The 12558-nt window shown below is 68.9% G+C and carries 12 protein-coding genes and 1 pseudogene; 7 read left to right on the top strand and 6 right to left on the bottom strand.

Translation table 11 applies throughout. The annotated features are described in order from the left end of the window. Window positions 1–57: 57 nt before the first annotated feature. From FHX60_RS19110 to FHX60_RS19080, 7 genes are all read left to right on the top strand, one after another. Window positions 58–522, top strand: coding sequence for a DoxX family protein (locus tag FHX60_RS19110; RefSeq protein WP_183284234.1), 465 nt, complete (start codon window positions 58–60; stop codon window positions 520–522). Between the two features lie 5 nt (window positions 523–527). Continuing rightward, the gene (locus FHX60_RS19105) at window positions 528–2159 is read left to right on the top strand and encodes an MFS transporter (RefSeq protein WP_183284233.1); all 1632 of its coding nucleotides are present in this window, start codon (window positions 528–530) and stop codon (window positions 2157–2159) included. A 25-nt stretch (window positions 2160–2184) separates the two neighbouring features. Then, a complete protein-coding gene (locus FHX60_RS19100; RefSeq protein ID WP_183284232.1) occupies window positions 2185–2463 on the top strand; it encodes a XapX domain-containing protein in 279 nt (92 codons plus the stop codon). After that, on the top strand, window positions 2450–3556 hold the full coding sequence (locus FHX60_RS19095) for a porin (RefSeq protein ID WP_183284231.1): 1107 nt from the start codon (window positions 2450–2452) through the stop codon (window positions 3554–3556). Before FHX60_RS19100 ends, FHX60_RS19095 begins: the two co-directional genes overlap by 14 nt. Before the next feature lie 67 nt (window positions 3557–3623). Further along, window positions 3624–4007 (top strand): response regulator transcription factor, encoded by a 384-nt coding sequence (locus FHX60_RS19090; protein WP_112774759.1) that lies wholly within the window; start codon window positions 3624–3626, stop codon window positions 4005–4007. A 64-nt stretch (window positions 4008–4071) separates the two neighbouring features. Further along, the gene (locus FHX60_RS19085) at window positions 4072–4233 is read left to right on the top strand and encodes a hypothetical protein (RefSeq protein ID WP_375790543.1); all 162 of its coding nucleotides are present in this window, start codon (window positions 4072–4074) and stop codon (window positions 4231–4233) included. 145 nt (window positions 4234–4378) lie between these two features. Next, window positions 4379–4789 (top strand): hypothetical protein, encoded by a 411-nt coding sequence (locus FHX60_RS19080; protein ID WP_112774757.1) that lies wholly within the window; start codon window positions 4379–4381, stop codon window positions 4787–4789. Between the two features lie 62 nt (window positions 4790–4851). Here FHX60_RS19080 and FHX60_RS19075 read toward each other — a convergent pair whose 3' ends face one another. The 6 genes and pseudogenes from FHX60_RS19075 to FHX60_RS19050 all read right to left on the bottom strand — a co-directional run bounded on the left by FHX60_RS19075 (window position 4852) and on the right by FHX60_RS19050 (window position 12527). After that, window positions 4852–6396: an acetolactate synthase large subunit gene (locus tag FHX60_RS19075; RefSeq protein ID WP_183284382.1), complete on the bottom strand. Its 1545-nt coding sequence runs from the start codon at window positions 6394–6396 to the stop codon at window positions 4852–4854. A gap of 68 nt (window positions 6397–6464) precedes the next feature. Continuing rightward, window positions 6465–6629 (bottom strand): annotated as a pseudogene (locus FHX60_RS19070) (GntR family transcriptional regulator); the annotation flags it as partial. A 343-nt stretch (window positions 6630–6972) separates the two neighbouring features. After that, entirely contained in the window at window positions 6973–7176 is a 204-nt protein-coding gene (locus FHX60_RS19065; RefSeq protein ID WP_112774756.1) for a CsbD family protein, read from the bottom strand. A gap of 106 nt (window positions 7177–7282) precedes the next feature. Next, window positions 7283–7891, bottom strand: coding sequence for a hypothetical protein (locus FHX60_RS19060; protein ID WP_112774755.1), 609 nt, complete (start codon window positions 7889–7891; stop codon window positions 7283–7285). 307 nt (window positions 7892–8198) lie between these two features. Further along, a complete protein-coding gene (locus FHX60_RS19055; RefSeq protein ID WP_183284230.1) occupies window positions 8199–11321 on the bottom strand; it encodes an efflux RND transporter permease subunit in 3123 nt (1040 codons plus the stop codon). A gap of 12 nt (window positions 11322–11333) precedes the next feature. Continuing rightward, window positions 11334–12527 carry an efflux RND transporter periplasmic adaptor subunit gene (locus tag FHX60_RS19050; RefSeq protein ID WP_183284229.1) on the bottom strand — a complete coding sequence of 398 codons (1194 nt, stop codon included), beginning with the start codon at window positions 12525–12527 and terminating at the stop codon, window positions 11334–11336. Window positions 12528–12558: the final 31 nt, after the last annotated feature.

Here is a 12558-nt window from a genome sequence, read left to right as displayed (position 1 = left end):
GGACGCCACACCCACACCCACGCCCACACCCGCCACGCCCCGACCCGGAGACCGGCCATGCCTGAACCGACCACCACGCTGACGCCGGCCTCCGCCGGCGCTGCCACGCCACTGTTGCCGCGGTGGCTGCACTGGCTGGCGCTGTTGCTGCTGTGCGCGGCCTACCTGCAGGGCGGCCTGGTCAAGCTGGCCGACTTCCGCGGCGCGGTCGCGGAGATGCAGCACTTCGGCCTGTCGCCGGCGGTGCCGATGGCGCTTGCCACCATCGTGCTGGAGCTGGGCGCCTGCGCCATGATCCTGCTCGGCTGGCGCCGCTGGCTGGGCGCCCTGGCGCTGGCGGCGTTCACGCTGGCCGCGACCTTCGTCGCCAACCGCTTCTGGCAGGCGCCGCCCGAGGCCAGGTTCATGATGGCCAATGCCTTCTTCGAACACCTGGGACTGGTGGGCGGGTTCCTGCTGGTGGCCTGGCATGACCTGCGCGAACGCGCACGGCGCACGCAAGCTGCGCAAACCAGACGGTGACCGGCATGGCCGAACAAGCACTGCACCCCGCCCCCTCGCCCGCCAACGGCGGCACCTTCGCGCCGCTGGCGCAGGCCACCTTCGCGGTGCTGTGGGCCGCGACCATCCTCGGCAATATCGGCAGCTTCATGCGCGACGTGGCCAGCGCGTGGCTAGCCACCGACCTGTCCACCTCCCCCGCTGCGGTCGCCACGATCCAGGCCGCGGCCACGCTGCCGGTGTTCCTGCTGGCGATTCCGGCCGGCGTGCTGTCCGACATCCTTGACCGCCGGCGCTTCCTGATCGCGGTGCAGGTGGGCCTGGCCATGGTCAGCGGCACGCTGATGGTGCTGGCCTGGCGCCAGGCGCTGACGATCGAGATCCTGATCGGCATGGCCTTCCTCGGCGGCATCGGCGCGGCGATGATGGGGCCCACCTGGCAATCGATCGTGCCGGAACTGGTGCCGCAGCAAGAGCTGAAGCGCGCGGTCGCGCTCAATGCGCTCGGCGTCAACATCGCGCGCGCGATCGGCCCTGCCGCCGGCGGCCTGCTGCTGGCGGCGTTCGGCGCGGCCACGACCTATGGCGTGGACCTGGTCAGCTATGTCTTCGTGATCGCCGCACTGCTGTGGTGGAAACGCCCGCAGCACCCCGCCGATCCGCTGCGCGAGCACTTCCTGGGCGCGTTCCGCGCGGGGCTGCGCTTTACCCGCGCGCATAGCAAGCTGCATGTGGTGCTGGCGCGCGCGGCGGTGCATTTCGCCTTCGGCAGCAGCATCTGGGCCTTGTTGCCGCTGGTGGCGAAGCAGCTGCTGCACGGTGGCGCCAGCCTCTATGGCGTGCTGCTGGGCGCGGTGGGCCTCGGCGCGATCCTCGGCGCGCTGACGATGCCGCGGCTGCAGCGGCGCCTCGATGCCGACGGCATGGTGCTGCTGTCGGCCGTGGTCACGGCCGTGGTGATGGCGGTGCTGTGCATCGCGCCGCCGGTGTGGCTGGCGCTGCCGCTGCTGCTGTTCCTCGGCGCGGCCTGGATCACCGCACTGACCACGCTGGGCGGCGTGGCGCAGGCGATCCTGCCCAACTGGGTGCGCGGACGCGCGCTGGCGGTCTACCAGATGGTGTTCAACGGCGCGATGGCTGCCGGCAGCCTGGTGTGGGGCTTCGTGGCCCAGGCGCTGGGCATCTCCGGCGGGCTGCTGGTCGCCGCCGGCGGCTTGCTGGCGGCGGCGCTGCTGCTGCACCGGCTGCGGCTGCCGCGCGGCGAGGAAGACCTCGGCCCCGCCCGGCACTGGCCTGAGCCCGAAGGCGCCGACGAGATCGCGCATGACCGCGGCCCGGTGATGGTGCTGATCGAGTATTGCGTCCGCGCGGAAGACCGCGATGCCTTCCTGCGCGCGGTGCACAAGCTCTCGGAAGAACGGCTGCGCGACGGTGCCTTCAACTGGGGCGTGATGGAAGACCCCGCCGATCCGGAGCTGCTGACCGAGTGGTTCCTGGTCGAGTCCTGGGCCGAGCACCTGCGCCAGCACCGGCGCGTGCCGCACGCCGATGCCGACCTGCAGCGCGAAATCACGCGCTTCCACGCCCGCGAAACGCCGCCGCGCGTGCGGCACCTGCTCGGCGTCGGGATGCCGGAAGCGCCGACAGCGCCGCACTGACCTGCCAACCTCACCGGGAATCCCCATGAAGCTCTACCTTGTCTCCCTGGCCGCCGGCATCCTCGTCGGCGTCATCTACGCGCTGATGCTGGTCCGTTCACCCGCCCCGCCGGTGGTGGCGCTGGTCGGCCTGCTCGGCATGCTGATCGGCGAACAGGTGGTACCGCCGATCAAGCGCATGCTGGCCGGCGAGCCGGTGACCGCCGCGTGGTTCCACGCCGAGTGCATGCCCAAGATCACCGGTACCCCCGGCCCGACCTTGAACGCCGCCAGCAAGACTCCCGCCGACGATGCCACGCACTAGCCCGGCCGTCCGCGCGCTGCTGGGTGTGTGCTGCGCAGTGCTGTGCGGGCCTGCGCTGGCGACGGGCAGCGTCACCGTCTACGGCCGCCTGAACACGTCGATCGAGTACAGCCACGCCAGCACCGCGACCGACGGCACCGGGCCCGGCAGTGTCGTGCGCCTGAACAACAACCGCTCGGTATTCGGCCTGCGCGGGGAAGAAGACCTGGGCGGCGCGCTCAAGGCCGTGTGGCAGGTCGAAAGCGCGCTGTCGCTCGATTCCGGCCAGGGCCAGATCGCCAGCCGCAATTCGCGCATCGGCCTGCAGGGCGGCCATGGCCTGCTGTTCCTGGGTCACTGGCACACGCCCTACACCGAGGCCACCATGGGCTACGACCCGTACTACCCGACCACCGCCGGCTATATGGCGCTGATGGGCAACGGCTCGGCCTCGAGCACAAACAATGTCGAGAACACCAGCTCGTTCGACCGGCGCCAGAAGAACATCGTGCAGTACCGCTCGCCGCGCTGGGCCGGCGTCAGCCTGTGGCTGGGCTGGGGCTTGCCCGAGGAGAAGACCACCGTCGCGCGCAATCCCGCGCTGTACTCGGTGGCGGCGGTCTATGAGCACGGCCCGCTCAACGCGACGCTGGCCTGGGAGCGCCACCAGCACTACCAGGCCGCCGGCCGCAACGACGACGCGCTCAAGGCCGGCGTGGCTTGGCAGCTGCTGCCCGGCACGCGCCTTGCCGCGGTGGTAGAACACCTGCACTACCGCACCGATACCGGCGACCTGCAGCGCAATGCCTACTATGCCTCGCTGGTGCAGCAGGTCGGGACGGGCAGCGTGCGCGTCGGCGTGGCCTATGCGGCCAACGGCACCGGATCGTCGACGGACACCATCGGCTTCTTGCGCAGCGGCGCGCAGACCCACGCCACGCAGTTCACGGTCGGCTACGACTATCCGCTGTCGCGGCGCACCGCGCTGTATGCCTACTACAGCCGCATCGACAATGCGGCCAACGCGGTCTACGACTTCGCCATCAACGACCTCGGCATCCGCGCCGGCGCCGATCCGCAGACGTTTGCGCTGGGGTTGCGGCACACCTTCTAGTGCCGCCAACGCAGCAAGGGGGCGTGCGTGACCCCTGCCACCGCGCACGCCTGTTCAAGGAGTTCGCGTGAATGCCACGCCCGTGATTGCCATCGTCGACGACGACGCTGCCGTGCGGCGCGCCATGGGACGGCTGCTGCGCGCCTTCGACCTGGCCGTGGAGCTCTACCCCGGCGCGGCGGCGCTGCTGGAGTCGCCGTCGCTCGACGGCATTGCCTGCGTGATCGCGGACGTGAAGATGCCGGGCATGGACGGCTTTGCGCTCAGCGCCGCGCTGCGCGCGCGCGGCCTGCGCATGCCGGTGATCTTCATGACGGCCTTCGACAAGCAGGGATATGAAGCGCGCGCGCAGGCGGCGGGGGGGGCGTGCTTTATCGGCAAGCCGTTCGAGGATACCGAGATCGTTCGGTGCATCGAACGGGCACTGGGGCTGCCGGGCAACACGCGGTAGGCGGGCCGCGGTGCCATAGCTTGCCGGGAAAGACCCGATCACGCCATCGCCACCCTCAGAACAAATGCCGGATTCCGAGCCTGAACCTCACCACGACAAGATCATCGATGCGATCGCGCGCCACGATGCCGAGGCCGCGGCGGAGATCGTCCGGTCGCATATGGACCTGTCGCGCGGGCGCATGACGGAATATGTCGCGCCGGTGGGGGTTCCGATCGTGCTTTAGCGGGGCGCGTTTGCCAGGCGTTGATGGGGTCGGGCCCGGCGCCCCTGCGGGTCGACCCCGGGCAAGCTGCCAGCCAGGTCGCGGGCACCGCTAGAATGCACGTAACGGCGCGGCGGTGCGCGCCGGTCTGACTCCAGGAGCCGGCATGGAACCCCTCTCTTTTGAATTCGTCACCGTCGAGGAAGCCAGGAAGATCCTGGACGGCGAGCCGCCGGTGCAGGCAGCGCCGGACTGGAAGGAGCTGCGGCGCGCGCCGTCGCCGCAAGATGTGGTGCTGTCGGACGCGGCCATGCGCTGGCTGGTGTCGCTGCCGGCCGAGGCGCGTCCGCTGGTGCTGTGCCGGCGTTACCCGCGCATCGGCAACCAGCTGGCGGCGCTGTCCGCCAATCCGGCCGCGCTGCATGCGTTCCTGGTCGAGTTACTGATCGACAAGCGCGGCGGACGGCAGGGGTTCCCGGATGGCATCGCGCTGGAACTGTCGCGCTTGCATGAATACGTGGTCCGGCAGTTGCCCCACGCCGACGATGCGCCGGGCTGGCCGGACCTGACGGACTGACACGCCGGCCATTCCGCTTTGCCGGGATGCGCGGCGGGCGCACCGGCCCGCCGCGCCCGCGCTCAGATCACCAGTTCGATCACGAACGGCCCCTTGCGCGCGTTGGCCATGCGGAACAGGTCGGCGAAGCCTTCCATGTCGGTGGCCTGCGCCCCTTCCACGCCCATGCCGCTGGCCAGTTTGACCCAGTCCAGGTCCGGGTTGCCGATGTCGAGCATGTCGAGCGCGGTCTTGCCGGGGTTGGCCCCGACACCGGCCAGTTCGCCCAGCAGGATGGCGTACTTGCGGTTGGCCAGCAGCACCACGGTAACGTCGAGCTGTTCGCGCGCCATGGTCCACAGCGATTGCAGCGTGTACATGGCCGAGCCGTCGGCCTGCAGCGCCACCACGCGCCGCCCGGGTGCCGCCACCGCTGCGCCAAGCGCCAGCGGCAGGCCGGCGCCGATGGCGCCGCCGGTCAGCTGCAGCCAGTCATGCGGTGCGGCGTGAACCGTGCCGGGATAGAAGGCGCGGCCAAAGCTGACGCTTTCTTCCACCACGATGGCCTGCTCGGGCAGCAGCGCCGTAAGCGTGCGCGCCACCGCTTCGGAGGTGACCGCGCCGCGCGCGGGCTCGACCGGCGCGGCAGCGGCTGCGGCAGGCAGCTGCGCATGGCGCGCGCCCAGTTCATCGGCCAGCCGCGCCAGCGCTTCGGCCAGGTCTTCTTCCGGGCGCGCCAGCACATGGACCGCGGCATCCTCCGGATACGGGCGCGGCGACTTGCCCGGATAGGCAAAGAAGGTCACCGGCGCCGGCGCACCCACCAGGATCACGTTGCGGATACCCGCGAGCTTGTCGCGCGCGGCATCCCCGGAATACGGCACGCGGTCCACCGCCAGGCGGCCGCGCCCGCGCGCCACGCGCGCGTTGGACATGGGCGAGATCAGCCGCGCGCCGGTGGCGGCGGCGATACGGTGTGCGTCGGCCAGCGGCGCCTCGCGCAGCGCGCTGCCGGCCAGCACGATCAGCGTGGGCTGGCCCGAGCGCAGCACGCGCGCGGCCTGCTGCACGGCATCCGGCGAAACCGTGGGCACCGGCAGCGCCGGCAGCGGCGCCGCGACCACGCCGCCCGCATCCCAGCACACATCGGACGGCAGGATCAGGCTGGCGACGCCGCCCGGCGCGGCACAGGCGGCCTGCACCGCGGCCGACGCATCGGCCCCGACCGCAGCCGCCCGCGTGGCGGTGCGCGTCCACACCGAGACCGGCCGCGCCCAGCCTTCGGTGTCGGCCGTCAGCGGCGCATCCAGCGGACGGTGGTAGGTAGCCTGGTCGCCGATGAGGTTGACCACCGGTGTCTGCGCGCGGCGCGCGTTGTGCAGGTTGGCCAGGCCGTTGGCCAGCCCCGGCCCGCAATGCAGCAGCGTGGCGGCGGGCTTGCCGGCCATGCGCGCGTAGCCGTCGGCGGCCCCGGTGACCACGCCCTCGAACAGCCCCAGCACGCAGTGCATGCCGGGAATGCGGTCCAGCGCCGCGACGAAATGCATCTCGCTGGTGCCTGGGTTGGCAAAGCAGGTGTCCACGCCATTGGCCAGCAGGGTCTTGACCAGGCTCTCGGCGCCGTTCATCGGTTGTGCGTTGTCCATCTGGGGTCCGGTGGTTGGAAGGTTGGGGGTGGGCATAGCTTGCCGGTCAGTCATGCCGGATGCGGGCGCGCGGCCAGCAGGTCGAAATCGAGGCAGACGAACTCGGTGGGGAATTCAATCCGGGCGAAATAGACAATGCGCTCCGCGCCGGTCGCCGTGATCGACGGCACGCAGGCATAGCGGCGCAGCTCGGCCACCGGCGCACCGCTGGAGAGGGGGTCCGGCATGGGAAGGTTGCCCGGAGGGCAGATTTAGGCGCCCGGGGGGCGGGTGCGGGACAGTATAAAAAGTCCATGTAGGTAGAACACTAGGGTTTACCTTGGTGAGAGGCGTTTGCACGTGCGTGGCGCGCGGATTTCATCGCGGCTACTGACATGCTGTCGGCTTTTGGACCGCCTGGTTCCGCCCTCCTGGGCGGGTCACTTTTTGGCCGAGCGCCAAAAAGTGACTCGCCGGCTACGCCGGCGAAACAGCCACGCCCGCCAAGCACGAAGACGTCCCCAAAACCCCCAAAAAAAAGCGCCCGAAGGCGCTCTGCAAAAACCGTTGTGCAGCGACTTACCACCGCACATCCCGTTCCCACTCCTTCATCTCTTCCTCGGCCTGCTCCTTGCTGTAGCCATAACGTTCCTGGATGCGGCCGGCGAGCTGGTCGCGCTTGCCGTTGATCTGCGTAATATCGTCGTCGGTCAGCTTGCCCCACTTCTCCTTGACCTTGCCCTTGGCTTGATCCCACTTGCCTTCGATCTGATCCCAGTTCATGTCGTGCTCCTAGTGTTGAGGCAAGGGGGCGCCGCCTGCGGCGTCCCCTTGCGAGTGGTGCGGTGGACGGCCCACCCTTGACCGGGTCGGACCGTGCTGAAGCGGCTTACTTGCCGTACTTGGCCTTCACGTCGGCCTGGCACTTGTCCTTGGAATCGCCGGACAACGCGTCGCAGCGTTCCTTGTCAGCCTTGTAGGCGGCGTCGGTAGTGTCCTTGCGGGCATCGGCGCGGGCTTCGGCCACGTCGCTGCGCGAACCGGTTGCCGCGGCCTTGTCTACCTTGGCGGCGGTCAGGGCCTTTTCATGCGCGGCCTTGGCGTCCTTCTTGCAGACGTCCTTATCGTTGCCGGTCTTGTCGTCGCACATTTCCTTGGCGACGTCATAGTCGCGGTCGGCCTTGGTCTTCTCGGCCTTGGCCATCGACTTTTGCGTGCCGTCGCGACGCGCTTCGGCCTGTGCCTTGGCCACGTCGCGGTCGCGCTTGGCCTCGGCCTTGCAGACGTCCTTGGCGTTGTCCTTCATGCCATCGCACTTGGCAGAGGCAGCCTTGTAGTCCGCGTCGGCCTGCTTCACCGCGGCGTCATAGTCGGCCCTTGCGCCGGTTGCAGCCGTTCCGGCCGTCGTTGCCGGTGCCGTCGTCTGCGCCAGGGCGAAGCCTGCGGGGGCGGCAACCATCATCGAACACACTGCTGCGGTCAGCCATTTCTTCATCATGTCGAGCTCCTTTCCGGGTGATTGCGTAAGGGTACGCATGAGAGGCCGGCGGCTATGCTGCTGGCCATGCCGTATGTACAGAGTAGGTCCGGGGGGATAGGGTCAGCAGGCGTTGGGCTCCGAAAGGAACGTCAGACTATTCCGACATAGATCCGTGCGCAGCACATGCATGGCTGCATCGGGTTGCGCAGTGCTTGTGGATTGCGCCTCGCCATGAAAAACGCCGCCCGCCAACGGGCGGCGCCAGGCAGCGCCATGTCTGCGATGCCAGACAGCCGGCGCGGGGCGTGCCCGCGCGGCGCTGTCATCAGCCTGAAATCGAAGGCGTGATCCGGTTGTCGCCAGGCGCGGCGGCATCCTCGTCCGGCCAGTTCCGGCCCACCATCCATTCATAGAGCGTGGGCAGCACGATCAGCGTCAGCACGGTCGCGGTGATCAGCCCGCCGATGATGACGATGGCCAGCGGCCGCTGCGTTTCCGAGCCGATGGCGCGCGAGATCGCCATCGGGAACAGCCCCAGCATGGCCAGCAACGCGGTCATCAGCACCGTGCGCAGCCGGTCCATCGAGCCGGTCAGCACGGCCTGGCGCACCGGCATGCCCTCTTCGCGCAGCTGGTTGAAGTAGGTCACCATCACCACGCCGTTGAGCACGGCCTGGCCGAACAGCGCGATAAAGCCGATCGCCGCCGACACCGACAGCGGGATGCCGGTCAGCAGCAGCGCGAACACGCCGCCGATCAGCGCGAACGGAATGTTGGAGATGATCAGCGTGGCGCTCTTGAACGACTTGAACGCATTGAACAGCAGCAGGAAGATCACCAGCACCGACAGCGGCACCACGATCGACAGCCGCGCCATGGCGCGCTCCTGGTTCTCGAACTCGCCCGACCAGCTGATCTTGACGTCGTCGGCCCTGACGTTCTTCGCCACCAGCTTCTGCATGTCCTTGACCACGCTGCCCATGTCGCGGTCATGGATGAAGATGCCGATCGAGGTGGTGCGCTGGCCGTTCTCGCGGCTGATGTTCATCGCGCCGGAGGCGGCGCGGAAGGTCACCAGCTGCGACAGCGGCACCTGCGCGCCGTCGGCGGTCTGCATGAAGATATTGGGCAGGTTGGGCAGCGCGCGTTCCGACGGCTTCAGGCGCACCGCCACGCTGAAGTGCTTCTCGCCCTCCCACAGCTCGGTGGCGGCCTTGCCCGCCAGCGCGGTTTCCATCAGCTCCTGCACGTCGGCCACGTTGATGCCGTAGCGCGCGGCCTGGGCGCGGTCGAATTCCAGCACGTACTGCGGCAGCTCGCCGTCGCGGTCGATAAAGGCGCGCATCACGCCCTTGACCGACTGCACGTTGGCCAGGATCTGGTCGGCCACCTTCTTGTTCTGCTCCAGGCTGTCGCTCTGCACCTTGATCACGATCTGGCCCTTGATCTGCGAAATGCTCTCGAGGATGTTGTCGCGCACCGGCTGCGAGAAATTGGGCTCGATGCCCGGCAGCCGGCGCAGGTTGCGGTCGATCTCGCCGATGATGGCGCGCTTGTCGAGGCCGGCGCGCCATTGCTTCTCGGGCTTGAGGTCGACCAGGATCTCGACGGTGTTGATCAGCTTGGGGTCGGTGCCGTCGTCGGGGCGGCCCACCTTGGAGATGGTGGTGTTGACCTCCGGCGTGCGGCGGATCACGCTGCGCAGCAGCCGCGCCTGGTCGCGCGCCTCGTCGATCGAGACCGATGCCGGCAGGTCGAAGCTGACCCACATCGAGCCTTCGTCCAGCTCGGGCAGGAACTCGCTGCCGAGAAACCTGCCGGCGCCCGCGGTCACCACCAGCAGGCCCAGCGCCGCGCCCACCACCAGCTTCTTGTGGTCGAGCGCCCAGGCCAGCATCGGCGCGTAGAGCCGCTTGCAGTGGCGCACCAGGAAGTTGTCGTCGTGCGCGATGTTCTTCTTCAGCAGCAGGTGGCACAGCAGCGGCACCAGCGTCAGCGACAGGATCAGCGAACCGATCAGCGCGCCCGTCACCGTGTAGGCCATCGGCGCGAAGATCTTGCCCTCGTGCCGCTGCAGCGTAAAGATCGGGATGTGCGCCGCGATGATGATGACCATCGAGAACACGGTCGGGCGGCCCACCTCGGTGGTGGCCTGCAGGATCGCGTGCAGGCGCGCGCGGCTGTCCTGGATCTGCTGCGCCTTCAGCTCGCCCAGCCGCCTGAAGATGTTCTCGACCACGATCACCGCGCCGTCGACGATGATGCCGAAGTCCATCGCCCCCAGCGACAGCAGGTTGGCCGGAATCCCCACCCAGGTCAGGCCGATGAAGGTGGACAGCAGCGCCAGCGGGATGATCAGCGCCACGATCGCCGCGGCGCGCACGTTGGCCAGGAACAGGTACAGCACCGCCATCACCAGCAGCGCCCCCTCGACCAGGTTGCCGAACACCGTGTGCAGGGTCTTGTCGATCAGCGTGGAGCGGTCGTAGTACGGCACGATCTTCACGCCCTTGGGCAGGATCTGGTCGTCCAGCAGCGCGATCTTCTGTTTCAGCGCATCCAGCACCAGCGACGGGTTTTCGCCCTTGCGCATCACCACGATGCCCGAGACGATGTCGTCCTCGTCGTCCTGGCCCATCAGGCCTTGCGGCGGCGCGCTGCCGACGCGCACCTCGGCGATGTCCTTGACCAGGATCGGGGTGCCGTTGTTCTCGGCCACCACCACGTTGGCGATATCGGCCGAGGTGCGGAAGCTGCCCAGCGAGCGCAGCAGGAACTGCTGGCGCCCGTGCGCCACCGCGCCGCCGCCGGCATTCGAGTTGGCCCGCTGCAGCGCGGTGAACAGCTGCGACAGCGAGATCCGCGCGTCGCGCATGCGCGCCAGGTTGGGGTTGACCTCATACTGCTTGATGGTGCCGCCGATGGTGACCAGGTCGGCCACGCCCGGCACCTGGCGCAAATTCTTCTCGACCACCCAGTCCTGCAGCGTGCGCAGTTCCTGCGGCGTATAGCCCTTGCCGGTCAGCCGGAAGCGGTAGATCTCGCCGATCGCTGTGGACAGCGGCGCCAGGTCCGGATGCACGCCGTCGGGCAGGTCGACGCTGCGCAGCCGCTCCAGGATCTGCTGGCGCGCGGCCACGTCGGTGGCGCGGTCGTTGAAGGTCACCATCATGAACGACAGGCCGAACTGCGTGTGCGAGAACACCCGTACCGCGTTGGGCGTGCCCGCCAGCGCGGTCTCGATCGGGATCGTGACCTGGCGCTCCACTTCTTCGGCGGCGCGGCCCGGGTACAGCGTGATGACGTTGACCTGGATGTCGGACACATCCGGGAAGGCCTCGATCGGCAGGTTCTTGAACGCGGCGATGCCGCCACCGACGAAGAGGATCAGGCCCAGCCAGACGAACAGCTTCTGGTGCAGGGCAAAGCTGACGATGCGCGAAATCATGGGCGATCGTCCTCAGTGCTTTTCCGCCGCGCGCGCCGCGTTCACCGCGGTGGCATCGCGCAGGATGTCCTGCAGGTAGAGGTTGCCTTCGCTGACCACGGTCTCGCCGTCCTTCACGCCATCGAGCAGCTCGGTGGTGCCGGGCAGCGTCACGCCCACGCGCACCAGGCGGCGTTCGAAGGTGTTGGGCGCGGTGCGCACGAACACGTAGTTGCGGTTGTCGGCCAGGAACACCGCCTTGGACGGCACCGCGATGCCCTGGAACGAGGCCGCCGGCAGCCTGGCGGTGACGAACATCTCCGCCTTCAGGCGGCGTTCGGGATTGGGCACGTTCAGCCGCACCTTGATGCTGCGCGCGGTCGGGTCGACATAGTCGGCAATCTTGACCACGGTGCCGGCAAAGGTTTCGCCGGGCCAGGCGGCGGTGGCCAGCTGCACTTCGACTCCGGGCTTGAACAGGCTAAGGTCGGCCTCGCCCGCATCGACCTGCGCCCACAGTGTGGTCGGATCGGTCACCAGGAACAGCGGCGCGACCGGGGGCTGGTCGGGGCGCAGCTCCATGCCGAGATTGATGTTGCGCTCGACCACCAGGCCGTCGATCGGGCTGCGCAGCGCAAAGCGCTGGTTGACACCGCCCGCGCCTGCCGCGCCCGCGCCGTATTGGGCGAGCGCCGCCTGGGTGCGCTGCAGGTCCGCCGCGGCACGCGCGGCATCGGCCTGGGCCTGCTCCAGTTCCTTTTGCGCGATGATGCCGGCACCGTACAGCTCGCGCTGGCGCGCCAGCGCCTTGGCCGCGACCGCGCTGTCGGCGGCGGCCTTGCGCGCATCGGCCTGGGCCACGCCGAAATCCGGCGAGGTCAGCGCCGCCAGCGGCTGGCCGGCCTTGACGGTGGCGCCCGGCTGCACCAGCACCTCGGTCACGCGACCGGCAAACGGCGTCGCCACGCGCACGGTCTTGTCCTCGTTCCACACCAGCCGGCCGGGCAGGCTAAGCATGCGTTCGCCACCGGTGGTCGCGGCTTCGCCGGCGATGCCGGGCAGCGTCTTCACGCTGGCAGGGAAGCGGATGGTATTGCCGCTGACGGTGGGATCGTCATCGGCCCGCGGGGCGTCGGACCTGCCGCACGCGGCCAGCGCCAGCGCGCACAACGACATGGCGAACAGCACGGCAACGCGTGCCGGCAAAATGGCGCGGGAGGATGACATGCGACGAGACATGGGTGACAGGAAACTCATG

Origin of the sequence: Cupriavidus alkaliphilus, assembly GCF_014191175.1 — a bacterium.
Taxonomy (GTDB): domain Bacteria; phylum Pseudomonadota; class Gammaproteobacteria; order Burkholderiales; family Burkholderiaceae; genus Cupriavidus; species Cupriavidus alkaliphilus.
The sequence above is the reverse complement of the archived record's forward strand: the minus strand, read 5'-3'. Positions and strand labels throughout refer to the sequence as shown.